The sequence below is a fragment of the Microbispora sp. H10885 genome (assembly GCF_014161415.1).
Classification (GTDB): domain Bacteria; phylum Actinomycetota; class Actinomycetes; order Streptosporangiales; family Streptosporangiaceae; genus Microbispora; species Microbispora triticiradicis.
Window position 1 is genome coordinate 179,869 of sequence record NZ_JABBWY010000012.1, and the last position, 22,773, is coordinate 202,641.

20 protein-coding genes, 1 tRNA gene, 1 pseudogene and 1 riboswitch are annotated in these 22,773 nt (G+C 72.0%); of the genes and pseudogenes, 7 read left to right on the top strand and 15 right to left on the bottom strand.

The annotated features are described in order from the left end of the window. Positions 1-85 precede the first annotated feature (85 nt). The 4 genes from HHX37_RS37980 to HHX37_RS29440 all read left to right on the top strand — a co-directional run bounded on the left by HHX37_RS37980 (position 86) and on the right by HHX37_RS29440 (position 3,252). A complete protein-coding gene (locus tag HHX37_RS37980; protein WP_310740588.1) occupies positions 86-1,606 on the top strand; it encodes a toxin glutamine deamidase domain-containing protein in 1,521 nt (506 codons plus the stop codon). Between the two features lie 113 nt (positions 1,607-1,719). Then, the gene (locus HHX37_RS29430) at positions 1,720-2,082 is read left to right on the top strand and encodes an ArsR/SmtB family transcription factor (protein ID WP_182882736.1); all 363 of its coding nucleotides are present in this window, start codon (positions 1,720-1,722) and stop codon (positions 2,080-2,082) included. Then, entirely contained in the window at positions 2,066-2,587 is a 522-nt protein-coding gene (locus HHX37_RS29435) for an SRPBCC family protein (protein WP_182887539.1), read from the top strand. Before HHX37_RS29430 ends, HHX37_RS29435 begins: the two co-directional genes overlap by 17 nt. Further along, positions 2,587-3,252 (top strand): dihydrofolate reductase family protein, encoded by a 666-nt coding sequence (locus HHX37_RS29440; protein WP_182887540.1) that lies wholly within the window; start codon positions 2,587-2,589, stop codon positions 3,250-3,252. Before HHX37_RS29435 ends, HHX37_RS29440 begins: the two co-directional genes overlap by 1 nt. A 119-nt stretch (positions 3,253-3,371) precedes the next feature. Here HHX37_RS29440 and HHX37_RS29445 read toward each other — a convergent pair whose 3' ends face one another. The 8 genes and pseudogenes from HHX37_RS29445 to bcp all read right to left on the bottom strand — a co-directional run bounded on the left by HHX37_RS29445 (position 3,372) and on the right by bcp (position 12,547). After that, positions 3,372-5,855: an ABC transporter permease gene (locus tag HHX37_RS29445; protein ID WP_182887541.1), complete on the bottom strand. Its 2,484-nt coding sequence runs from the start codon at positions 5,853-5,855 to the stop codon at positions 3,372-3,374. Positions 5,856-5,858: 3 nt separating this feature from the next. Further along, a complete protein-coding gene (locus HHX37_RS29450) occupies positions 5,859-6,602 on the bottom strand; it encodes an ABC transporter ATP-binding protein (RefSeq protein WP_138462186.1) in 744 nt (247 codons plus the stop codon). A 114-nt stretch (positions 6,603-6,716) separates the two neighbouring features. Further along, entirely contained in the window at positions 6,717-7,382 is a 666-nt protein-coding gene (locus HHX37_RS29455) for a response regulator transcription factor (RefSeq protein WP_208759158.1), read from the bottom strand. A gap of 147 nt (positions 7,383-7,529) precedes the next feature. Then, entirely contained in the window at positions 7,530-8,714 is a 1,185-nt protein-coding gene (locus HHX37_RS29460; protein WP_310740589.1) for a sensor histidine kinase, read from the bottom strand. 1,246 nt (positions 8,715-9,960) lie between these two features. Beyond that, positions 9,961-11,154 carry an esterase-like activity of phytase family protein gene (locus HHX37_RS29465; RefSeq protein ID WP_182887542.1) on the bottom strand — a complete coding sequence of 398 codons (1,194 nt, stop codon included), beginning with the start codon at positions 11,152-11,154 and terminating at the stop codon, positions 9,961-9,963. A 323-nt stretch (positions 11,155-11,477) separates the two neighbouring features. After that, positions 11,478-11,551 (bottom strand) — tRNA-Leu (locus tag HHX37_RS29470). Positions 11,552-11,587: 36 nt separating this feature from the next. Then, positions 11,588-12,022, bottom strand: a pseudogene (locus HHX37_RS38315) (HNH endonuclease signature motif containing protein); the annotation flags it as partial. 57 nt (positions 12,023-12,079) lie between these two features. After that, positions 12,080-12,547, bottom strand: coding sequence for a thioredoxin-dependent thiol peroxidase (gene bcp, locus HHX37_RS29480; protein ID WP_182887543.1), 468 nt, complete (start codon positions 12,545-12,547; stop codon positions 12,080-12,082). A gap of 134 nt (positions 12,548-12,681) precedes the next feature. On the opposite strand from bcp, the gene HHX37_RS29485 reads away from it, so the two are divergent. Next, positions 12,682-13,017, top strand: coding sequence for a DUF3618 domain-containing protein (locus tag HHX37_RS29485; protein ID WP_182887544.1), 336 nt, complete (start codon positions 12,682-12,684; stop codon positions 13,015-13,017). Between the two features lie 38 nt (positions 13,018-13,055). Here the strand turns inward: HHX37_RS29485 and HHX37_RS29490 are convergent, their stop codons facing one another. Continuing rightward, complete coding sequence (locus tag HHX37_RS29490) at positions 13,056-14,231, bottom strand: amino acid deaminase/aldolase (protein ID WP_182887545.1); 1,176 nt, start codon at positions 14,229-14,231, stop codon at positions 13,056-13,058. Positions 14,232-14,421: 190 nt separating this feature from the next. Here HHX37_RS29490 and HHX37_RS29495 point away from each other — a divergent pair, with 190 nt between their 5' ends. Both HHX37_RS29495 and HHX37_RS29500 read left to right on the top strand, forming a co-directional pair. Further along, positions 14,422-15,204, top strand: a complete 783-nt coding sequence (locus tag HHX37_RS29495) for a DUF6286 domain-containing protein (RefSeq protein ID WP_182876630.1) — start codon at positions 14,422-14,424, stop codon at positions 15,202-15,204. 1 nt (position 15,205) lies between these two features. Beyond that, positions 15,206-15,679 carry a hypothetical protein gene (locus tag HHX37_RS29500; RefSeq protein WP_182876629.1) on the top strand — a complete coding sequence of 158 codons (474 nt, stop codon included), beginning with the start codon at positions 15,206-15,208 and terminating at the stop codon, positions 15,677-15,679. Here HHX37_RS29500 and HHX37_RS29505 read toward each other — a convergent pair. The 6 genes from HHX37_RS29505 to HHX37_RS29530 form a co-directional block, all read right to left on the bottom strand. Beyond that, positions 15,608-17,062, bottom strand: coding sequence for a hypothetical protein (locus HHX37_RS29505; RefSeq protein WP_182887546.1), 1,455 nt, complete (start codon positions 17,060-17,062; stop codon positions 15,608-15,610). The two genes, HHX37_RS29500 and HHX37_RS29505, sit on opposite strands and share 72 nt — an antisense overlap. An 81-nt stretch (positions 17,063-17,143) precedes the next feature. After that, positions 17,144-18,517 carry an L-serine ammonia-lyase gene (locus tag HHX37_RS29510; RefSeq protein WP_182887547.1) on the bottom strand — a complete coding sequence of 458 codons (1,374 nt, stop codon included), beginning with the start codon at positions 18,515-18,517 and terminating at the stop codon, positions 17,144-17,146. Positions 18,518-18,551: 34 nt separating this feature from the next. After that, on the bottom strand, positions 18,552-18,941 hold the full coding sequence (gene gcvH / locus HHX37_RS29515) for a glycine cleavage system protein GcvH (protein WP_111700047.1): 390 nt from the start codon (positions 18,939-18,941) through the stop codon (positions 18,552-18,554). Continuing rightward, positions 18,938-20,029: a glycine cleavage system aminomethyltransferase GcvT gene (gene gcvT / locus HHX37_RS29520; protein WP_182887548.1), complete on the bottom strand. Its 1,092-nt coding sequence runs from the start codon at positions 20,027-20,029 to the stop codon at positions 18,938-18,940. Before gcvT ends, gcvH begins: the two co-directional genes overlap by 4 nt. 139 nt (positions 20,030-20,168) lie before the next feature. Then, positions 20,169-20,266, bottom strand: a riboswitch (glycine riboswitch). A 120-nt stretch (positions 20,267-20,386) separates the two neighbouring features. Next, a complete protein-coding gene (locus HHX37_RS29525; RefSeq protein ID WP_182887549.1) occupies positions 20,387-21,163 on the bottom strand; it encodes an AfsR/SARP family transcriptional regulator in 777 nt (258 codons plus the stop codon). Between the two features lie 651 nt (positions 21,164-21,814). Then, positions 21,815-22,603 (bottom strand): AfsR/SARP family transcriptional regulator, encoded by a 789-nt coding sequence (locus HHX37_RS29530; RefSeq protein ID WP_182887550.1) that lies wholly within the window; start codon positions 22,601-22,603, stop codon positions 21,815-21,817. Positions 22,604-22,773 lie beyond the last annotated feature (170 nt).

Below are 22,773 nucleotides of genomic sequence, written 5' to 3' on the forward strand. Positions count from 1 at the left end.
TGGAGTTGGGAAAACCCGCCGCGCCTCGTACGGCCCGCCCCTACCATCGGCACCCTGATGGGGCGCGAAGAGGGGGGCCAAACGCGTGAACCAGGAGAAGGCGCGCCGGCATGCGAGGTGGCGGCTGCCGTCGGGTGTGTACAACCCGGTCGTCGCGGCCGACGGCCGGCGATGGCGGGACTACGAGCAGGCGGCCGAGGCGCCTGCTCCCTCGCTGGGGGACCGCCGCCTGGAGGTGCGGATCGCGGCACTGCCGCTGGGCGCGGACACCGGGGCCGTGCCGGTCGTCCCCGCCGCCAGGAACGGCGACAACGCGGGCCACGGCATGAGCACGTTGACCGGCCGCCGCGGCGGGCCGCCGGCGGTGTGGGACGCCGTGGCCGCCACGACGCCCGCCGGGGACACCGGGGTCGTCGCGGACGCCGGTGATCCTCAGGTCGCCGTGCCCGCCCGGGAGACCATCGAGGAGGCCACCGGGGAGACCGCCGCGGAGACCACCGGGGAGACGGCGGAGGCGACGGCCGGGGGGACCGCCGACGCCGTTCCCGGTGGCTCGCCGACTGGCGTGGAGGACACCGGCGCGCTCGCGCCCGTGGAGGACGACCAGGACGACGACCAGGACGCTCTCACCGGGACGGCCGAGGCCGATCCCCCCTGCGCCGAGGCCGATCTCCCGTGCGCCGGCGACGGCGTGGTGGACGGCGGCGCGACGGATGCCCCGGAGGGAGAGCGACCGGTCCCCGGGGAAACGGATGAGACCGCTTCGGCCGGGTGCGCGTGGCCGGACGAGGAGACCGACCGTCGCGGGCACGTGGACGAGACCGCCGGCCGGGACGAGGCGCCCGGCGACGACCCCGAGGAGGGCGCGCGGACGGCTTCCGAGGCAGGTCCCGAGCTCGACGCGGTGTCGGTTCACGGGAGCGGCGCCGGCATGGAGGAGCTCGCGGACGGCGACGACTTCTGGTCGGCCGTCCTGCGGGACGAGACGGAGCGCGACTGGCTGGACGGCCCCGATCGTCCGCGGCGGCTGGAGGAGACCCGCACGTACGGCCGGCCGGGCGGCCTCGCCGAGGCGGACCCGGATGGTCAGGCGAGCCTGGCACAGGCGGTGAACGGGCGCTTCCCGGACCCGCGCGGCACCTGGATCCGCCTCATCAACGCCGAGGGCCCGACGGAGGACGCCTTCAGGTCCAACAACGCCGTCGACTGCGCGCTGTCGGTGATGTCGACCTGGCACGGCGAGCCCGTGGTGGCGGCGCGCAGGCACCCGGAGTACGACCCGTCGGGCCGGCCGCTGCTGACCGGGGAGACCGGGGGCGTCGCGCGGGCCGAGGAGTGGCTCGGGCACCGCTTCGAGTACGTGGGCCACGGCCGCCGGGCGTACGTGGCCGTCGCGCAGCGGCTGATCTTCGGCGGGCACGGCGCGGCCGCCGTCCTCATCACCCGGTGGGCCGGGGGCGGCAGCCACGCGTGGAACGCCGTGAACTGCCGGGGAGAGGTCGTGTGGATCGACGCCCAGCGGGGTCACATGGCGGTGGACCCGCCGTACGAGGACGTCACGGGCGTCTTCGCGGTGGTCGTCGACCGCCAGGGCCGCCGTCTGTAACGCGGTCTGAACCGAACGCAGCCGCAGACACGGCCTGTCGACCCGGACCAGCCCGAGCCGGTCGTCGAGCACAGGCTGTCTTACGCATGCCGATATAGGCATATGATGATGCCATGGCACGAGCGGCAACGACCTCGGACGCGTTCAACGCGATCGCCGAGCCGCAGCGGCGGGAGATCCTGGTGCTGCTGCGGGGTGGCGAGCGGCCCGTGACCGAGCTGGCGCGGGACCTGGGGATGAGCCAGCCACAGGCGTCCAAGCACCTGCGGGTGCTCCGCGAGGTCGGGCTGGTGCGGGTCCGCGGGGCGGGCAAGCAGCGGCTGTACGGCCTGGACGCCCGCGGGCTGCGGCCGGTCCACGAGTGGGTGGGCGGCTTCGAGAGATTCTGGAACGAGACCTTCGACCGGCTGGACGAGTACGTGCGAAATCTGGAACAGGCAAGGCAGGAGGAACCACCGGATGGCGACGACCGGTAGCGGCGGCGAGCCCGACCACACGACCACGGACCGCGAGATCGTGCTCTCCCGGGCCATCGGCGCCCCGCGGGAGCTGGTGTTCGAGGCGTTCACGCAGGTCCGGCACCTGTCGCAGTGGTGGGGCCCGGAGGGGTTCACGACCACGACGCGGTCCTTCGAGTTCCGCGTCGGCGGGGCCTGGGCCTTCGTGATGCACGGGCCGGACGGGACCGACTACCAGGAGTGGATCACCTGGACCGAGATCGTCCCGCCGGAGCGGATCGCGCTGGTGCACGGCGAGTACCGCGACGACCCCAACGCCTTCGAGTCGGTCCTGACCTTCGAGCCGGCCGGCGAGAAGACCAGGATCACGATGCGCACCGTGTTCCCCACCACGGAGCTCCGTGAGGAGGCCGTGCAGAAATACCACGCGATCGAGGGCGGCGAGCAGACCCTGGGCAACCTGGCGGCCTACGTCGCCGAACTCACCCGGAACGAGACCACACCGAAGGGGGCGGAGGACTGATGGCCGGGAAGGTGTTCTTCAGCGTGACGATGTCGCTCGACGGCTTCATGGCGCCTGAGGCCGTGCCCGTCGAGGACGTCTTCTCGCCCGAAGGCCGGAACGACCCGAGAGTCCAGCGCTGGATGACGAAGTGGTCGGAACTGCAGGCGTGGGCGTTCCCGCAACGGTGGATCCGGGAGAACCTCAAGCTCGGCGAGGGCGGTGAGGAAGGGCTCGACAACGACATCGCCCGGGCGACGTACGAGCGCACCGGCGCGAGCGTCATGGGCAAGCGGATGTTCGACGCCGGCGAGCAGGCCTGGCCGGAGGAGGCGCCGTTCCACACCCCGGTGTTCGTCGTGACCCACACCAAGCGTGACCCGTGGGAGCGGCCGGGCGGCACGATCTTCCACTTCGTCAACGACGGCGTCTCCAGCGCACTGGACCAGGCCCGCGAGGTCGCGGGCGACCGCGACGTCCGCATCGCCGGCGGCGCCGAGACGATCCAGGAGTACCTGGACAGCGGTCTGCTCGACGAGTTCTCGATCACCCTCGCGCCCGTGCTGTTCGGCACCGGCATCCGCCTGTTCGACCGCGTGGACCCGGCCCGCCTCGCCCTCGAACAGACCCGCACGGACGCGTCATCCCGGGTGACCCACCTGACCTACACCGTCGGCAGGCGGTAGCCGACGCGAGGCAGGCCTGCCCGGGAGGACGCGGTGCGCATCGGCGCTCCCGGCGTGTGTGTGGGCGCCGCGTCCACCCGATCCGGCGGACGCGGCGCGGATTCACGAGAGAAGGCCCGTCAGGAGGCCGCCAGCGCGCCGACGACCGAGGCGCGGGCCGCGCGCCGGGCGGGCAGCACCGCGGCGAGCACCCCGGCCAGGCCCGACGCGGCGATGAAGACCAGGATCTGCGTGACCGGGAGCCGGAAGGAGACGTCCCTGGTCAGCGTCGCCGTGGCCGCCCAGCCGTACAGCACCCCGAGCACGACGCCGACGATCGCGCCCACCAGTCCGAGGACCAGCGCCTCGACCGACAGCATCCCCCGAAGCTGCGGCCGGGTCAGGCCGAGCGCGCGCAGCAGCGCCGACTCGCGGGTGCGCTCGTGCACCGACAGCGACAGCGTGTTCGCGATGCCGAGCAGTGAGATCACGATCGCGAGGGCCAGCAGCCCGGTGACCACCATGAGCACGGTGTCGATCGCCTCGTCGAACTGGCCGCGGATCTCGGTCGTGCTGCCGACCTTCACCGCCGGGTAGGCCGCGGTCGCGTCGTCCACGACCGCGCGCGCCCGCTCGGCGGGCACGCCGGGGGCGGCGTTCAGCAGGATCTGCGCGTCGTCCACCCTGCCGAAGCGCTGCTCGAAGGCCTGCTCGGCCATGGTGAACGGCGGCAGCAGGGACACGCCGGCCTTCAGCACCGCCACCACCGTGAGCGGGACGCTCCGCCCGCCCGACGTGACGGTCACGTGGTCGCCGACCTTGACGCCGAGGTCCTGGGCCACGAAGTCGGCCACCGCGACATCACCCGCGCCGAGGCCGTCCAGCGTGCCGGCCGACGCCTCCGGTTTGACGGAGGTGCCGAGGGCGGACCGGGTGACGGTGCCCACCTCGTAGTCGTGGCCGTTCACCTTGGCCTTCTTCCCCCGGAACTCGGTCACCGCGGACAGGTCGCGGCTCGCGCGCAACGTGTCGGCGATCGAGCGGGGGATGCCGCCCGTCTGCGCCGTCAGGATGTAGTCGGCCGGGAACTGCCGGTCGAGCTGGTCGCTCACGGTGCTCCGCACCGTCGCGGTCAGGACCGACATGAACGTCATCAGGGTCACGCCGACGGTCAGCGCCACGGTGGTGGTCGCCGCGCGCCTGGGGTTGCGCCGGGAGTTGCCCACCGCGAGCCGCCCCGGCACGCCGAACAGCCGCGCCGGGACCCAGCCCGCCAGCCCGCTCAGCGGCCGTACGATCACCGGGCCGAGGACGAGCACCGCGAAGAAGACGAGCACACCGCCGGCCATGACCGTCAGCAGCGCCACCTGGCCCGGGTTCTGGAGCACGCCCGCCGCCGTGAGGCCGGCCCCCGCCACCGTGAACAGGGTGGCGAAGACCACCCGGACGACCCCGGTGCGGAACGTGTGCTCCTCGGTCTGCGTGCCCAGCGCCGCGACGGGCGGCACACGGGTGGCCTGGCGCGCGGGGAGCAGCGCGGCGGCAACCGTCACGACGACGCCGGTGCACAGCCCGATGGCGATCGTCTGCGGGGAGAGGCTCACCGTGCCCGTGGGGACGTCCGTACCGGTGGCCCTCAGCACCGCCACCGCGGCGGCCCCGAGGCCGAGGCCGGTCAGCAGGCCGAGCACCGACGACAGCAGGCCGACCACGGCCGACTCCAGCACGATGGAGCCGAACACCTGCCGCCGGGTCGCGCCGATGCAGCGCAGCAACGCCATCTCGCGGGTCCGCTGGGCGACCAGGATGCCGAAGGTGTTGTAGATCACGAGCGCGGCGACGAGCAGCGCGACCGCGGCGAACAGCAGCAGCCCGGTCCGGAGGAACGCCGTGTCCACGTGGTTGCGCCGGGCCAGCTCGTCGCCGCGTTCCCGCCCGGTCACGACCTTCGCGCCGCTCCCCACGGCCGCCGCGACGGCCGTACGCAGGGTCTCCGGCGCGGGACCGGAGGAGAGGACGTCGATCTCGGTGAAGCCCTTCGCGCCGGTCACGAGCCGGGCCGTCTCCGGCGTGAACGCGACCGCCCCCCGGTAGGCGAGGTCCGGGTCGAGACCCACGTCGAAGGTCCCGACGAGGCGGAACTCGTGCCGTTCGCCCGCCTTGTCCAGCACCGCGACGGTGGCCCCGGGTGCGTAACCCTGGGCCTTGGCGGTGTTCTCGTCGAGCACCGCCTCACCGGCGGCGGAGGCCGCCCTACCGGAAGTGAGCTTCATGCGGCTCGCCGGGATGGAGACGCCGGCGGTGGGGTAGTCGCCCACGACCTTGCCGTCCCTGCCGATCAGCGGCGCGTCGCCGGACAGCACGGGCTGGGCGTCCCGGACGCCCCGCACCGCTCTGACCGCGGCGAGCGCGCGCTCCGGCAGAGTCCCGTCGTCCTCGGCGGGCGTCACCACCACGTCCACCTTGTCGGCGTCCGCGGCGAACGACTGGGAGAACCCGGCGTCGATCGTGTCGGTGAGCACGAACGTGCCCGCGATGAACCCGACCCCGAGCACGATCGCCAGGGAGGTGAGCAGCAGGCGCAGCCGGTGTGCCAGGAGCCCGGCGAGAGTCGTCCGGAGCACGGCTCAGGCCTCCAGCGCCATCAGCGCGTCGAGCACGGTCTGCGGCGTCGGCCGCTCCAGCTCGCTCACCAGCAGCCCGTCCCGCAGGAAGATCACCCGGTCGGCGTACGACGCCGCCACCGGGTCGTGGGTCACCATCACGATCGTCTGCCCGAGCTCCCGTACCGACCTGCGGAGGAACGCCAGCACCTCCGCGCCGCTGCGCGAGTCTAGGTTGCCGGTCGGCTCGTCGGCGAAGATCACCTGAGGCTTGCTGATCAGCGCCCGTGCCACGGCGACGCGCTGCTGCTGGCCGCCCGACAGCTCGCTCGGCCGGTGCCCGAGCCGGTCCCGCAGGCCGACCGTCTCGATCACCCGGTCGAACAGCGCCTGGTCGGCCTGGCGGCCCGCGATCTCCAGCGGCAGCCGGATGTTCTGCTCGGCCGTCAGCGTCGGCAACAGGTTGAACGCCTGGAAGATGAAACCCACGCGCTCGCGCCGCAGCAGCGTGAGCTGCTTGTCGTTCAGCCGGGTGAGCTCGGCGTCGCCGATGCCGACCCGCCCGTCCGTCACGGTGTCGAGCCCGGCCAGGCAGTGCATCAGCGTCGACTTGCCGGAGCCGGACGGCCCCATGATCGCGGTGAACGCCTCGGCGGCGAAGTCGACGTCGACGCCGCGAAGGGCGTGCACCGCCGCGTCGCCCGCGCCGTACACCTTGGTCAGGCCGCGCGCGACCACGGCGGTGCGGGTCTGAGTTGTTGTGCTCATGAGTTCACGCTATGGGCGTGATCAGGGCGTTTCCTCGGCCTCGCGGACGTTCTCGATCTGCGGCCCCGGGACCGGGAGGCGAAGCGCGGGTGCGACTTCCGGGGTACCCCCGGCTCAGCCCCTCGGATGATCGGGGGCCACCACCCCGGTCTCGTACGCGTACACGACCGCCTGGGCCCGGTCACGCAGCCCGAGCTTGGCCAGCACACGGCCGAGATGGGTCTTCACGGTCGCCTCCGCCAGATGCAGCCGCGCCGCGATCTCGGTGTTCGAGAGGCCGCGGGCCACGTGGTAGAGCACCTCCCGCTCCCGCGCCGTCAGCGCGCCGGTGTCCTGCCGCCGCCGGTCCCCCTCCGGCAGGAGCACGGCGAACCGGTCGAGCAGCCGGCGGGTCGTGCTCGGCGCGACCACCGCGTCCCCCGAATGGACCGACCGGATCGCGCTGATCAGCTCGGCCGGGGGCACGTCCTTGAGCAGGAACCCCGCCGCGCCCGCCTTGATCGCCGCGAACGCGTACTCGTCCAGGTCGAACGTCGTCAGGATCAGCACCCTCGGGCCGTCGGGCGCGGCGCAGATGACGCGGGCCGCCTCCACGCCGTCCATCCGGGGCATGCGGACGTCCATCAGGACGACGTCCGCCTCGACCGTGCGCAGCACCTCGACGGCGGCCTGCCCGTCCGCCGCCTCACCCACGACCTCGATGTCCGGCTGCGCTCCGAGGACCATCCGGAACCCCGTCCGCACCAGCTCCTGGTCGTCGACCAGCATGACGCGTATCACTGCCACTTCGCTCCGCTCGTCACCGTCGCGCTTCCGACACCGTACGCGAGCCCGCCGGCGGTCAGGCTCCCCGTCTTTCCCCGGTCCGGCCCGGACGGCTGACGCGGCGCCGGCGAATCCGGTACGGGCTTCGGGCGGCTCATGGATTCAGGCGGCCATTCCGGCGGGGATCCGGGCGACCACCCGGAAGCCACCGCCCGTGCGAGGGGCCGCCTCGATGCTCCCGCCGTACATCGCCGCCCTCTCCCGCATCCCGATCAGACCATGGCCGCCGACCACCCGCGGCGCCGCCGCGCCCCTGCCGTCGTCGCTGATGCGCAGCTCGATCAGCCCAGGGCCGTACGCCATCTCCACCCGCGCCCGCGTGCCCGGCCCCCCGTGCTTGATCGCGTTCGTCAGCGCCTCCTGCACGATCCGGTAGACGGCGAGCTGCTCGCCCTCCGGGAGCGTGCGGGGCGTGCCGGACACCGTGAACTCCGTCGGCAGCCCCGAGTCCCTGACCTGCCTGACCAGCTCGTCCAGCTGCGCGACGCCGGGCTGCGGCGCGTACTCCTCGGCCGGGCTGCCCGCGTCCTGCCGCAGCACGCCCACCAGCCTGCGCATCTCCGCCAGCGCCTGACGTCCCGTCGCCGAGATCGCCTGCATCGCGCGGCGCGCCTGTTCCGGGTCGCTGTCGATCGCGTACGCCGCGCCGTCGGCCTGGACGACCATCACGCTGACGTTGTGCGCCACCACGTCGTGGAGTTCGCGGGCGATGCGGGCCCGCTCGGCGGCGGCCGCGATGCGGGCCTGCTGGTCGCGTTCCCGTTCGGCCCGCTCGGCGCGTTCCACCAGGCTCTCGACGTAACGGCGGCGGGTGTTGGCGTACATGCCGCCGATCCACACGGCGACGACGAAGACCGAGGCCGACGGCCACGCCCGCATGGGATCGGGAGACCAGCTCAGCATGGCGAGCAGCAGCCCTCCCTCGGCGACCACCCCGGCGGCCAGCGCCCACCGCCGCGGGCAGCGGGCGGCGACGCCGTACATCGCGACGAGCACCGCCAGGTTCGCGGGCAGGACGGCGATGTTCAGCAGCCACTGCGCGAAGCTGACCACGGACACCACCGCGAACACCTCACGCGGGTGGTTGCGGCGCCACAGCAGCGGCACGACGAGAGCGGCGGACAGCAGCAGCAGCACGGGCACGCCGACGTGCCGCGCGTGCATCATCCCGCTGGTGCGACTGAACGCCTCGACCGTCGACACGCACAAGAGCGCCAGCGGGAAGATCGCCAGCGTGTCCACGATCCTGCTGTGGCGCCGAGTCCAGGCGCGCATACTGCCGAACACGTACCCAACGATACGTATCGGCTGTTCACAAAGGTCTCACCCTTGCGACGGATACCGCCGTACGACTCAGGTCGCAGTCGACGGCGGCCCTTACGCGATTCTTACGGATCACGGCGCATCCTTGTTACCGGGAACGCTTCTTGAAGCGGGGTAAAGGGAGATCTGAATGGCGGGTCAGGACGCGGTGCCGCGCGGTGTTGAGGACGAGCCGCGCGGCCCGCGCCCTGAGTCGGCCGCCATGCCGCAGGGGAGTGCTGTAACGGAGGTGAGCATCGTGCCGCAGGGGAGTGCCATGCCGCAGCCGGGCACCGTTTCACCGGCGGGCACTGGTTCATCGGCGGACGTGGTTCCGCAGGCGGGCACTGTTTCATCGGCGGGCGCCGTGCCCGTGCCGGACGCCGTGCCGGGCGAGGCCGCCGCGACGCGGCCGGGTGCCGTTCCTCCGCCGCCTCCGGCCACCTCGATCTCACCCCTGACCAGCCCTCTGGCCAGTCCCTGGACCAGCCCCGGGAGTACGGCCCAGGCCGGTGGAGCGTCGGCTCCGGCCGGTCCTGCGAGCCCTCCCGGACCGCCCTCATTCGTCGGCCCCGCGGGCATATCGCCGGGGGCCCCAGGACCACGTCCGGCCGGCTACGCGAACGCGCGCCGCGCCCTTCCCTCGGGCAGGCCCGCGATCCTTCCGCCGGGCACCACCTCGATCCCTCCGCTGGGCGGCGGGTCCGCGTTCGGCCCCGGAGGGGCCGGATGGCAGGCCCCCGGCTGGCGGGAAGCGGCTACGCATCCCGCGGGCGCCCTGCGAAGCGAGTCCGTCCGGTCGCCGGGGGGCCTGGGCGGACGCCTGACGGAGCGGCTGCCGCGTGGCCAGACCGGGCGGCTGATCACTGTCGGCATCGCGTCGGCGCTCGTCGGAGCGCTCCTCGGCGGTGGCGTCGTAGCCGCCACCGGTCTAATCTGGGATGAGACGCACGCCGGGGCGAGCCGGGAGGCCGGCGGCGATCAGGACGGCCTGTTTCCTCGTGGCGGGAACCTCCCGGGCGGCGAGGACGGCCGCCTGCCCCAGTGGTGCCGGCGCACCGAGACCGGCATCGTCTGCCGGCCGAACGGCTGAGACGTCTTTTCCGGCAGGCGCGTGCCGACGGGGCGGCCGGCACGCGCCTGCATGTTCTCCCGGCGGGGCCGATGCTCATCGGGTCCGCGGAACCACCGCGGTGCCTCGCATCACGGGGCCCGGCGGATCAGCCGAGGATCACTGGAGCACGCGCCGGTCCGCGTGCAGGGGTCGCGCGAGCCGTACGGTGATGAACTCGTCGTTGTCGGCCTTACCCGCCGTGCGGCCGGACGAGAACGGGAAGTTGTTGTCGTTCAGCAGCGCGAGCGTGTGGTCGTCGAGCAGGGCCACGTCCTCGATCGTCTGGAACGGGAAGCGGAACGTCCGCCCGAAGCCGCCGAGACCCCTGGGGTTGGCCAGGTTCAGCAGGTCGGCGACGAGAGCCTTGTCCATGCGCCCGTCGTGGTCGCGGTCGGCGGCGTCCGCCAGGTAGACGCGCTTGAAGGCCGCGGCGTCACCCTGCTCGTTGTCCCGCTCGATGACCAGGAAACGGTTGTCGTCCACGGAGATCGCGTCTCCGATGGCGTTCGACGGCGACTCCAGCCGATAGGTCCGCCATGTCGAGCCGTACCGGCCCGTGCGCAGGTCGAAGTCGTACATGCGCAGGTCGCCGGGGGTGTCACCATCCACCGTCCCCTCCAGCAGGGGGTGGAGGTGACGGCCGTCGACCGAGCGCGCCATGCCCTCGAACCCCTTGCTGCTGCGGATGTTCGGCTGCCCGCCGTTCAGGTCCGGGTTCTCGGGAGCCTTGACCCCGGGCAGCGGGATCGGAGCCCGCAGGAGCCGCCCGGAGGACGAGAAGTGCAGCAGGAACGGGCCGAACTCGTCGCCGATCCAGTAGGTGCCGTCGGACGACCGCACGATCGACTCCACGTCGAAGTCGGCGCCGGTGAGCACGCGGTCCGCCCGGGTCAGGGCGAACGGCACGCGCTTGTCGGGGTCGCTCAGGTTGAACCCGCCGAGCACCTTCAGCTTCCCGTCCCTGAGGCCGGGCCTGATCCGGTGGACCCGCAGCAGGAAGTCCGCGCTGTTGGCCTTGTTGCCGTAGCCGTTGTCGGACAGCACGTCGTAGGTGCCGTCACCTCGTCTGACGACGCCGCTGAAACCCTGGACGGGCTGCCCGGAGAAGGGCGCGGCGATGCCGTTGAAGGGCCCGGCGCCGATGGCCGACCCCGAGGGCTCGCTGCCGGGGACGAAGGTCTCGGCGGGCAGGACGGCGAATCCCGTGAGCGTCGCCTGGCCGAAGTCCGCGGGCCGGGGAACGGCCATGGCGGGGGACGACAGTCCGAGGGCCAGCGCGGCGGCACCCAACGTGATCGAAAGCTTTCTCATGACGGGCACGTTAGGGACGCCGCGTGACAGACGCCCCAACAGCAGGCGGCCACGGTCGAACAACTGGCCCTTCGGCCGCCACCATGGAAGTCTCCGCACGACGTCACTCCCGCTCACTCCGAGCACGCAGCAGAGCGATGGCCGTGCGGATAGCCGCGGTCCGCGAACCCGCTCCTCCGGCGGATACAAACCGCTCCAGGAAAGACAGATCGTCGGCCCCGAGCATGAGGTTCAATTTCGCGAGCGCGGGCCGCTCGGAGTTCGGTGACTTTCGATTCTTCGAATTTTGCTGCGACTCTTCATTATTATTCTCTGCATTTCGGTGGGGTCGACGAGATTCGAACTCGCGCTGTACGGTACCTAAAACCGTTGCCTCTGCCAATTGGGCTACGACCCCTTTTCCTCTTCCTTTTCCTGCGAAATTCTCGGTCTGAGAATGACAGTTGGGGCAGAGAAATCGGAGGTTGTCTTTTCTGTTGTCCAGCCAATTGCCATTGATGTGATCGATGTGCAATGTCAGCGGCCGGCCCTGCCAGGCGCCGCCTATCTTACAGTCTGCGCAGGAGTAGGGAACTCCTACTTCTCGCAGCGCCCGCCTGAGCTTGCGAGGCTTCTCGCGACCGGAGCCCGGAGGCAGCAGCACCAGGATCTCCACAGGCAGGTAACGCCGCGGGGCCGGGGCGCTCTTGTTCGGCGAGGGCCTGCCGAAGTGGGAGGTGTCGATTCCGAAGTGCTTGAGGCGGCGGCTGATGTGGGCGTGTGCCCCACCCGACCACGGGATGCCGAGACAACGCAGTACGTCAGCGACGCTGCTCGCGGTTGCCGCCGCGTCGGCGAGCAGCTCCGGGGTGTACTTGTACTTCGCCATGCCCCGGAATGTATCGGCCGTCGCCGACAATTCCGGGAGCTTCGCGAAAGGGATGGATCAGTAAATTCCCAGCTCTTTTACGAGGCGGGCGACGTGGCCGGTCGCTTTCACGTTGTAGAGCGCCTTCTCGACCTTTCCGTCGGGGTCGATGACGAACGTGGACCGGATGACGCCCATCACGGTCCTGCCGTAGTTCGTCTTCTCGCCGTACGCGCCATAGGCCTTGTGCACGTCGAGACCGGTGTCCGACAGCAGCGGGAACGTGAGCGCGTCGCGCTCGCGGAACTGCCGCAGCTTGGCCGGCTTGTCCTTGGACACGCCGAGCACCACGAGACCCTGCTCGGTCAGGGCGCCGAGGTTGTCGCGGAAGTCGCAGGCCTGCTTGGTGCACCCGGGGGTCATCGCCGCCGGGTAGAAGTACAGGATGACCCGGCGGCCGCGGAAGGACTCCAGCGAGACCTCGTTGTCGTCGGCGTCGGTAAGGGTGAAGTCCGGCGCGGCGTCGCCGGGCTGGAGCTTGCTCATCACGTCCTCCGGAAAAGGTGACCCGCGGCGATCGGCGGGCAAGCGACAACCAAACTACCGGCTCGGCCGCTGCACGGGGCGACCGCCGGACCTGGCAGACTGATCACACACGAATACCACAGGAGGGGGATCGCATGGCGGACACCGATCCCGATGCGCTGGAAAAGAGGATCGAGCGCACGCGGGCGGAGCTCGCTCGCACGGTCGACGCCATCGCGGACCGGGTGAGCCCGAAGCGCGTCGCCGAGCGCGGCGTGGCGAAGGCCAAGTCGAACGCGATGGACTTCGTCGCGTCCGTGGAGGACCTGGTGCTGGGCACGCCGCGCGGGATCACGACGTACGGCCCGGGGGACGCCGAGGCCGAGCCCGGCGAGTATCCGGCACGCAACCTCGCCCCGGTGCTGATCGGCGTGGGGATCGTGGTGGCGGTCGGCGCGACGATCGTGCTGCTGCGCCGCCGGTCCCGCTGACCGGCCCGCACCGATCACGAAGACCGGAGGGCAGGGCGTCAGAGGAACGTCATGCCCTCGCCCCGGTAGGTCGGGACCTCCTCGGTCACCCGGTCCCCTTCGACGAGGTGCAGGACGGGGAAACGCTCGCACAGCTCCCCGGCCTTGGCGTGGCGGAACCAGACGCGGTCGCCGAGGCGCAGCCCGGCCGCGGCCTCCCCGAGCAGGGGCGTCTGCACCTCTCCCGCTCCCTCGTCGGGGTGGTAGCGGAGCCCGTGCGGCAGGTACGGCTGGGGCAGCCGGGTGGGTCCCGCCGCTCCGGAGGCGGGATAGCCCCCGCCGAGCACGGTCACGACCTCCGGCGAGGGCCGGCGCACCACCGGCAGGGCGAACAGCGCCGCGGGCCGGCCGGTGAAGCCGCGGTAGAAGTCGAACAACCGGGGGTGGAAGAACCCCGACCCCGCCGCGACCTCGGTGATCGCCCGTTCGGCGATGGTCTTCTCGATGCTTCCCGTGCCGCCGCCGTTGACGAACTCCAGGTCGGCGACCTGCCGTACGGCCCGCACGATCCGGCCGCGCCGTACGGCCAGCTCGCGGCGCGACCGCCGCTGCATCCAGCGCACCGCCCCGCCGTACGGCCCGGGGACGGCGTCGCCCACCCCGGCGATCTGCGCCTCGTACGCCATGAGCCCGGCCAGGCGCAGCCCGGGCCGCCGGACGATGTCGGCGGCGATGGCGGCGGCCTGCCCGGGCTCGCGGACCGGTGACCGCAGCGCGCCCGCGCGGAACCTGCCGCCGAAGGCCGTGAAACCCGCGTCGATGTCGAGGCAGACGCGGATGGGGTGAGGCGTCCGGAGGCTCTCGATCAGGTCGAGGTGCTCGGGCGAGTCGACCGTCACCGTGATCTCCCGGGCCGCGGCCTCGTCCGACCCCAGGGCGCGCAGGGCCGTCCGGTCGGCCGTCGGGTACGCCACGAGCACGTCCCGCAGGCCGGTGGAGGCCAGCCACAACGCCTCGGGCAGCGTGAACGCCATGATTCCCGAGAAGCCGTCCATGTCCAGGACCCGCTCCAGCACGGCCCGGCAGCGGATCGACTTGCTCGCGACGCGGATCGGTTTGCCCCGGGCCCGGCGCACCATGCCGGCCGCGTTCGCCCGCAGGGCGTCCATGTCGAGGACCGCGAAGGGGGGCTCCAGGTGGGCCGTCGCCCGGTCGAGGCGCTGCCGGTCGTCCATGGGGGCAGCCTAACGCGGAGTACATGAGCCTGGTTCACGTTACTTGGCCCAGGCAAAATCTCGGCCGGGAAGCCGCCATGATCACCCATCCGGGCGGGTGTCCCGCCCGGCGCGGCGCGGCGCCGATATACCCATGAGTACGTGACTACCGAGCGGGCCCTGCGCGGTGCGCGGGAGGGGTGAGCGGCTGATGAGCATCCTGCAGGAGATCCTGACGGGTTCGTCGGCCAGGAGCGCCAGGACCACCACCAGTGGCACCGGGGATGCCGGAGGCGTCACGGGCGCCGGCGGCGACATGCGCGCGGAATACGCCGAGGACGCCGTACGCGCCACGGGAGGCGGAACCGCCATCCGTTCCGGACCCGCCGGCTGGGCCCGGAGCGACGAGGGCGCCGGAAGAGGCGGCACGACGGTCCCGGAGGACGGCACGGCCGGTCGTCGCACCGTCGCACGTGTCCTGCGGCCGGGACGCACTCCCGCCGCGATCGTCGTCGCCGCCGTGCTCGCCCTGCTCGGCTGGGCGCTCACCGCCCAGGCCGTCGCCGTCATGCTCAGGGTGCCCGTGCCCTGGCGGTTGCCGCCCCGCCTGCTGAACCTCACCCTGGCCGACCCGGCCGTCCCGCTCGCCGCGGTCGGCATGATCGTCTGCGGCGCGGGCCTGGTGGCTCTCGCCGTCGTGCCCGGCCGTCCCCGTCTCGTGCCCCTGCGGTGCGAGGACCCGCTGCTCGCGATGGGCCTGACCCGCGTCGGGCTGCGTCGCACGCTCATCTCCTCGGCCCGCGAGGTCGAGGACGTCCGGCGCGCCAACGTCCACATCCTGCGCGGCCGGATCGAGGTCACCGTGGTCACCGGCACGGCCAGGACCGGGGCGGTCCTGCGCGAGGTCGGCGCGGCCGTGGGCGACCGCCTGGCCGGCCTCGGCGTCCAGGCCCGCCACGAGGTGGTCGTACGGCTCCGGGGGAGGGGAAACTGACATGCGCCCGCGTCTCGGAAACCGCGTCGGACTGCTCCTCGTGGGTCTGGTGCTGGTCGCGGGAGGACTCGGCCTGCTGGCCGTCGTACGGCGGCCCGGATCGCCGCCGGTCGGTGTGGGCGTGCTCGGCGGCCGGCCGTGGGCGCTCCCCCTGCTGGCCGGGGCGGCGATGCTGGTCGCCCTGGTCGCGACCCGCTGGCTCGTCCTGGCCCTCGGCTGGGGACGGCTCGGCAGGCGCACCGGCGCGGGCATCGCGATGCTCGGCGTGGCGCTCAAGGGCGTCGAGGGGATCGGCCGCCTGTCGGTCAGAGTCGTCGGGGACGGCAGGCTGCGGGTGTCGGTGTCCCTGCAGCGATCGGCCGACCTGCGGCAGGTGATCAGGCGGCTGGACGAGTCGGCGGTCTCACGCCTTCGCCGCACGGTCGGCCGGGACGACGCGCCCGCCGTCGTCCGCCTGCACGTTCGCGGACGCTGACCGTCTCCGGCCCCCGGCCGCGGTCCGGGCGGAGGAGCCGGTCGAGGCCACGGGGGCCACGGGGGCGCCGAGCGCCAGCCCGGCGGCCAGGCAGGCGAGCGGCACGACGGGCACCACGTAACGGTGGTCGAAGGCGGCGATCAGGGGCGGCAGCAGGAGCAGGACCATCGCGGCGGTCCACGGCAGCAGCGCGGCCCACCGCCGCGCGAGCACCCCGGCGAGCCCGGCCAGCAGCACCACCGCCAGCAGCGGCCCGCGCAGGAAGCCCTGCTCCTGGTAGGCGCGCAGCCATCCCGCGAACGGCTCGGCCACCCGCGTGCCGCCCGAGGCGCCCTGGTAGGCGGTGGTGAGCTCGGCCGCCGTACGGCCGCCGGAGGCCACCTTGGAGGTGAACGGCTTCACCGAGGCGGGAAAGACGTACGCGCTCTGCGGCCCCGGGGAGGGGTACGGCCTGCGGTCCCACTCGAACGCCCACAGGGCGTCGTGCGGGCCGGTCGCCAGGAAGTCGAGCGGCTGGCTGCGGATCGCCAGCGAGGCGAACTCGCCCGCCAGCCGCTCCCGGTCCTTCTTGACCCGCTGGATGGGGGAGCGGGCGTCCCAGATGTAGGCGGGCGCGGCGAGCCGGGGCCCCGACGGGCACAGCACCGCGAGGTCCGGCGGCGGCTTCATCACCGCGCAGTCGGCGAAGGTCATCGTGCGCGACCACAGCCAGGTGCTGCTGCCGCCCATCCCGTACGACCCGTGGGCGTCGTGGAACCAGACGGCGTACCCGCCGAGGACGGCCGAGGCGGCCGCGAGCCCGGCGAGCGCGGTCCGCCAGCGCCGGGCGAACAGCGCCGGGAGCAGCGCGAGCGCGATCAGCGGCAGCCCGAGGGTCCGGGTGACCGTCGCCAGCCCGAGCAGCAGCAGCGCCACGACGACGAGCCATCCGCCCGGCCGGGGCCGCCACAGCAGGATGGTCACGGCGGCCACGACCAGGGCGGTGAACAGCAGGTCGGCCATGACCAGGTGTTCGAGCTGGATCTGGTGGACGTCGAGCAGCACCGGCGCGGCGGCCAGCGCCGCCCCCCAGCCCGGCAGCCGCGTACGGCGGCGCAGCAGGGCGTAGACGCAGACCGCCATGCCGAGGCCGAGCAGGTGCTGGACGACCACCACCGCGGTGACGCTGTGCAGGGGGCTGAGCGCCCACAGGAACAGCGAGTAGCCGGACGGCCGGGACGGCAGGGGCCGCAGGTCGAGGGCGGAGCTGAGGTAGGCGAACGAGTCGGCCCAGAACCACAGCGCGGGCCGGTAGCCGAGCACGGCGAGCGCGCGCAGGGCGGCGCCCGCCGCCAGCAGGACCAGGAACGCCCGATGCGGGCGCAGCGCCTCGCGCCACCTCACGTGACGGCCCTCCTCCTCGTCGGCGAGATCACCACCTTATTGGGCGTCCGCCGGCGTGCCGTCCGCGCCCGCGAAGGGGGATCAGCACTCGATGACGTTCACGGCGAGGCCGCCGCGCGAGGTCTCCTTGTACTTGTCGAGCATGTCCCTGCCCGTGTCACGCATCGTCTTGATGGCCTTGTCGAGCGGCACGAAGTGCCGGCCGTCCCCGCGCAGCGCGATGCGCGCGGCGGTCACGGCCTTGATCGAGGCGACGGCGTTGCGCTCGATGCACGGGATCTGGACCAGGCCGCCGATGGGGTCGCACGTCAGGCCGAGGTTGTGCTCGATGCCGATCTCCGCCGCGTTCTCCACCTGCTCGGGGGTGCCGCCGAGGGCCTCGGTGAGGCCCGCCGCGGCCATCGAGCAGGCGGAGCCGACCTCGCCCTGGCAGCCGACCTCCGCGCCGGAGATGGAGGCGTTCTCCTTGAACAGCACGCCGATAGCGCCCGCGGTGAGCAGGAACCGGACGACGCCGTCATCTCCGGCGCCGGGAAGGAACCGCGTGTAGTAGGAGAGGACGGCCGGGATGATCCCGGCGGCGCCGTTGGTGGGAGCGGTGACGACCCGGCCGCCCGCCGCGTTCTCCTCGTTCACGGCCAGCGCGAACAGCGTGATCCAGTCCATCGCCCGCAGCGGGTCGGCGCCGTCGGCCTCGCCCTGGAGCTTGCGGTGGAGCTGGTGCGCCCGGCGCCGCACCTTGAGCCCGCCCGGCAGGACGCCCTCGCGGGTGGTCCCGCGCCGCACGCACTCGGCCATGACGGCCCACAGGTGCAGCAGGCGGGCCCGGATCTCCTCCGGCGTACGGCCGAAGGCCCGCTCGTTCTCCATCATCAGCCCGGAGATCGACAGGCCGGTCTCCGCGCAGTGCGCGAGCAGTTCCCGCCCGGTCGTGAAGGGGTACGGCAGCACCGTGTCGTCGGGCTTGATCCGGTCGGCGCCGGTGGCGTTCTCGTCCACCACGAAGCCGCCGCCGACCGAGTAGTACACCTTCTCGCGCAGCACGGCCTCGTCGGCGTACGCCGTGAACCGCATGCCGTTCGGATGGTGGGGGAGCGACACCTTGCGCTCGAAGACGAGGTGCTCGCCGACGACGAACGGGATCTCCCGGAGGCCGTGCAGCGTCACCGTGCCGCTCGCCCGCATCGCGGCCAGCCGTTCGTCGACGGTGTCGATGTCGACCAGCTCGGGCTTGTCGCCGGACAGGCCGAGCAGGACCGCCTTGTCGCTGCCGTGACCCTTGCCGGTCAGGCCGAGCGAGCCGTACAGGACGGCCTCGACCCGGGTGACCTTCTCCAGCAGTCCGTCCTCGTGCAGCCCGCGGGCGAACCTGTGCGCCGCGGCCATGGGGCCGCCCGTGTGCGAGCTGGACGGCCCGATCCCCACCTTGAACAGGTCGAAGACGCTGATCGCCATTGATCGTCGCCCTTCCCGTGCGCGGCCGGGACCGTCAGGACTCGCCGGAGGTGAGGGTGCCGTACTCCGCCGCGGACAGCAGGTCCTCCGGCTCCCCCTCCACGCGCACCCGGAACAGCCAGCCGTCGCCGTACGGGTCGGTGTTGAGCAGGGAGGGGTCGTCCACGACGGCGGAGTTGATCTCGACGATCTCGCCGCCGACCGGGGCGAAGATGTCGCTCACCGACTTGGTCGACTCGACCTCGCCGACCGCGTCACCGGCCGCCACCGTCGTGCCCGCCTCCGGCACCTGCACGAACACCACGTCGCCGAGCTGCTCGGCGGCGTACTCCGTGATGCCCACCGTCACGGTGAGGCCGTCGTCGATCCCGGCCACCCACTCGTGCTCCTTGGTGTAGCTCAGCTCCTCGGGAATGCTGCTCACTTGCTCCTCCTGTAGAAAGGCAGATCGACGACGTCGACCGGTTCATGGCTGCCCCGGATGTCGACCGCCAGGCCGCCCTCGCGGAGGGCGTCCTCGGTGACGTACGCCATGGCGATCGGCTTGCCGAGGGCCTGCGACGGCGCGCCGCTGGTCACCTCGCCGACGACGGCGCCCTCCCGGGTGACGGGGTAGCCGTGGCGGGGCACCCGGCGGCCGCGGGCCACCAGCCCGACCAGCCGCCGAGTGGAGCCGTTCTGCGCGGCCCGTTCCAGGGCGGACCGGCCCACGAAGTCGCCCGGCTTGTCGAAGCGGACGACCCGCCCGAGGCCGGCGTCGAACGGGGTGGCCGAGGAGGTCAGCTCGTTGCCGTACAGCGGCATGCCGGCCTCCAGGCGCAGCGTGTCGCGGGCCGACAGCCCCGCGGGAACGAGCCCGAGGTCACGGCCCGCCTCGCCGAGCGCGTCCCACAGGGGTACGGCGTGCTCGTTGAGGACGAACAGCTCGAAGCCGTCCTCGCCGGTGTAGCCCGTCCGCGCGATCAGGGCGGGCGCGCCGGCGACGACACCGGGGAGGATGGCGTAGTACTTCAGGCCGTCGACGTCCGCGTCGGTCAGCCCGCGCAGGATCTCGGCGGCACGCGGCCCCTGCACGGCCACCAGCGCGTACTCGTCGGACCGGTCCGTCACCCGCGCGTCGTACCCCTCGGACCGGGCGGTCACTTCACGCGCCACGACGGCGTAGTTGGAGGCGTTGGCGACGACCATGTACCGGTCCTCGTCGAGGCGGTAGACGATGAGGTCGTCGAGGATGCCGCCGTCCTCGTCCACGATCATCGTGTAGCGGGCGCGGCCGGGAGCGAGGATGCTGAGGTGGCCCACCAGGGCGTGGTCGAGCGCCTCGCCCGCCTGCGGGCCGGTGACGAAGATCTCCCCCATGTGGGAGAGGTCGAACAGGCCCGCGGCCGTGCGCACCGCGTTGTGCTCGGCCGACTCGCTGCCGTACCGCAACGGCATCTGCCAGCCGGCGAAATCGGTCAGGGTCGCGCCAAGGCGTTCGTGTACCCCGCGGAGCGGGGTGGATCGGGACATGCGGACCTCGGAAAGGACGGATGCTGCACTGAACTATCGGGCATCCTCCCCCTCTGTCATCGGCGCCTGAGAGCTTCGTCCGATCTTTGCCGGACTTTCACCTTCGGCGAGGCCTCGCGGCCTTCTTTCCAGAGGTCACCTGGCCCGCGCGGTCCTTTGCCTTGAGAGGTTCGCGGGGAGGGCTTGCTCCTTCAGGGGCCCTGACCGGCTGCCAGGACGCTCTCCCGCACGGGATGATCGGTGCGCTGCCAGCCTAGTGGTTCGCCGCCGTCCCCGTAACCTGCCGGGTCGCCCGCTTTGCCGCACCCACGACATCCGTCCACACCATCAGCGCCGGGCTGTCGATAGAACAGGTGACTAGTTCGCGCTCGGGGTAATGCCCCTGGGGGTCGTGCGGCCACGGGCGGGAAAGGCGCTCAAGGCGTCGCCGGTGAGGATCCGCTGGTGGAGGGCCTGGGTGTCGGGGGACGGCTCGGTGCCGAGGCGGTCGACCAGGGTGCGGCGCAGCCGCTGGTAGGAGGCGAAGGCGTCGTGGGTCCGGCCCGAGCGGTGCAGGGCCAGCATGAGCTGCCGGTGGGGGCGTTCGCGCAGCGGGTGCCGGGTCGCCCACTGGGCCAGGCCGCCGACGATCTCGCGGTGGTGCCCGAGCGCCAGCCGTACGTCGAAGAGGTCCTCGGTCACCGCCCGCCGATCCTCGTCGAGCCGTTCGGCCCACACGCGGAGCCCGTCGATCTGCCGCACATCGAGGAGGGCGTCGCCCCGCCACAGGCTCAGCGCGTTCTCGAACAACCGCGCCGCATTGTGGTAATCGCCATTCTCGCGAGCGATTCTGCCCTGCGCCACCCATTGGTTGAATTCTGCAACGTCCACGGACCCCGGCCGGACGGAAAGAAGGTATCCGCCCTTCACCGTACGGACCGGAGAAAGGCCGGGGTCGCGAGGGGAGAGCCGCCGCCGCACCTGGGCGACGTAGGTGGTAAGATTGCGCGGCGCCGAAATAGTGGGACGGCCATTCCACAGTAGTGCGGTGAGCTGGTCCCGGTGCAGCGCGATATTCGCATTAAGGACGAGCAGCGCCAGGAGCTGCCGATGTCTCGCGGCGAGGCCGGCGATGGCGTCTCCTCGGTCGTTCATGGCCGAAAACGGTCCGAGCACGGCGTATAACACGGTTCCCCTCGCGCAAGGCAGCGTGAACGCGCCGACGACGGCGGCTTTGATCGGCGTTTGACGATATCTCTCCCCGCCTTCATTCGTCAAAATTACGCGTTTTCCGGCCGCCCGTAGATGTGTTGTCGGCCACTCGGCATTGCGTTCCGTAAAGTCATGAATGCCCAGCGAACATGCACGTGCATGTTATGAAATCGGTTACATCACCGGGATTCGCCATGAGGCGGTGCAAAAAGGCAGCAAGTGGGATCCCCACCGGGCGATGATTGCCGGGGCCGGACGAACGCCTGGCCACCCGGTCCCACGAGGTCGCCCTCCCGGACCTCCCGTCACCGTCGCGCTCGTGCTCGCGGCGACCTCGCGGCGCAGGCGTGGTTGATCTGGGTGGTGGTTACGCGGGAGGAGGACGCCGACGCCGATACGGCCGGCGACTCCCGCGTGCGCGTCGTTCTGTGGAGCCTGTACTCACTGGCCGCGGGCGCGTTCCTGTCGCACCTCGTGTCTGCGCGCGCTCGGTGTCGCCCTCGACCTGCCGCCGAGGGCCGGGGTCACTGCGCTCACACCGGTCAAGCTGTTCCATTTCCTCGGCGGCTGGACCGGGGACGGACGCGCGGTGCTTCACCCGGCTGTGGGCGCGTAGGCGAGGGCCCGGCCGATCTCCGGGTCGCCGGCCAGGATGCGCTGGTGGAGGGTCCGCGTGCCGGGAGCGGGCCCGGCGCCCATCTGGTCGATGAGAGTCCGGTGAAGGCGCTGGTAGGCCATGGACGCCTCATGAGTGCGACCGGATCTGTGCAGGGCGAGCATGAGCTGCTGGTGAGGGCGTTCACGCAGCGGGTGCGTCGACGCCCACTGGGCCAGGGCGCTGACGACCTCGTGGTGCTGCCCGGCCGCCAGCCGTACGTCGAACAGGTCCTCGGTGACGGTGCGCCGGTCCTCGTCGAGCCGATCGGCCCACACCGCGAGTGCGTCGACGCGCCTGAGATCGAGCAGGGCGTCGCCCCGCCACAACCGCAGGGCGTCGCCCAGCAGTTCGGCCGCATCGTGGTAATCGCGATTGTCCCGGGCCGTTCTTCCGTGCATTGTCAGGTAATTGAACTTGTCGACATCCACAGAGTCCGAGGGTGCGGAAAGGACATAGCCACTGCCGACCGTCCGCAGCGCGGAGTTCGCCGGTTCGCGAGGGGAGAGCAGGCGGCGCAGGCGCGCGATGTAGGTGGTGAGATTGCGGCGGGCGGAGTCGGGCGGACGGCCGTTCCACAGCAGGTCGATCAGCCTGTCACGATGCATGACGATGTTCACGTTGAGCAGGAGCAACGCCAGGAGCTGCCGCTGCCTCGGCGTGAGCTCCGCGATGACCTCGCCCTGGACGTCGAAGGCCAGGAACGGTCCAAGCAGCGCGTACAGCACGGTCCCCCTCGCGCATGGCGGCTAGTGAGCGGTTTTCGCTTCGACGGCTTCCCCGGCGTCCGCTGAAATCAGCATGCAAGGAACGGACATAAGTGTCTTGTCTTTTTCTGCACACTTGATGTCGTTTCGTGCACGGTGCCGGTGAGCCCTGGCCCCGCCCACGGCTGTCA

Bases quoted from the DNA above. Each gene is read 5' to 3' on its own strand.
- HHX37_RS29430 (WP_182882736.1), top strand. From the start codon at position 1,720: ATGGCACGAGCGGCAACGACCTCGGACGCGTTCAACGCGATCGCCGAG.
- HHX37_RS29435 (WP_182887539.1), top strand. From the start codon at position 2,066: ATGGCGACGACCGGTAGCGGCGGCGAGCCCGACCACACGACCACGGAC.
- HHX37_RS29440 (WP_182887540.1), top strand. From the start codon at position 2,587: ATGGCCGGGAAGGTGTTCTTCAGCGTGACGATGTCGCTCGACGGCTTC.
- HHX37_RS29450 (WP_138462186.1), bottom strand. From the start codon at position 6,602: ATGAGCACAACAACTCAGACCCGCACCGCCGTGGTCGCGCGCGGCCTG.
- HHX37_RS29465 (WP_182887542.1), bottom strand. From the start codon at position 11,154: ATGAGAAAGCTTTCGATCACGTTGGGTGCCGCCGCGCTGGCCCTCGGA.
- bcp (WP_182887543.1), bottom strand. From the start codon at position 12,547: ATGAGCAAGCTCCAGCCCGGCGACGCCGCGCCGGACTTCACCCTTACC.
- HHX37_RS29485 (WP_182887544.1), top strand. From the start codon at position 12,682: ATGGCGGACACCGATCCCGATGCGCTGGAAAAGAGGATCGAGCGCACG.
- HHX37_RS29490 (WP_182887545.1), bottom strand. From the start codon at position 14,231: ATGGACGACCGGCAGCGCCTCGACCGGGCGACGGCCCACCTGGAGCCC.
- HHX37_RS29495 (WP_182876630.1), top strand. From the start codon at position 14,422: ATGAGCATCCTGCAGGAGATCCTGACGGGTTCGTCGGCCAGGAGCGCC.
- HHX37_RS29500 (WP_182876629.1), top strand. From the start codon at position 15,206: ATGCGCCCGCGTCTCGGAAACCGCGTCGGACTGCTCCTCGTGGGTCTG.
- HHX37_RS29510 (WP_182887547.1), bottom strand. From the start codon at position 18,517: ATGGCGATCAGCGTCTTCGACCTGTTCAAGGTGGGGATCGGGCCGTCC.
- gcvT (WP_182887548.1), bottom strand. From the start codon at position 20,029: ATGTCCCGATCCACCCCGCTCCGCGGGGTACACGAACGCCTTGGCGCG.
- HHX37_RS29525 (WP_182887549.1), bottom strand. From the start codon at position 21,163: ATGAACGACCGAGGAGACGCCATCGCCGGCCTCGCCGCGAGACATCGG.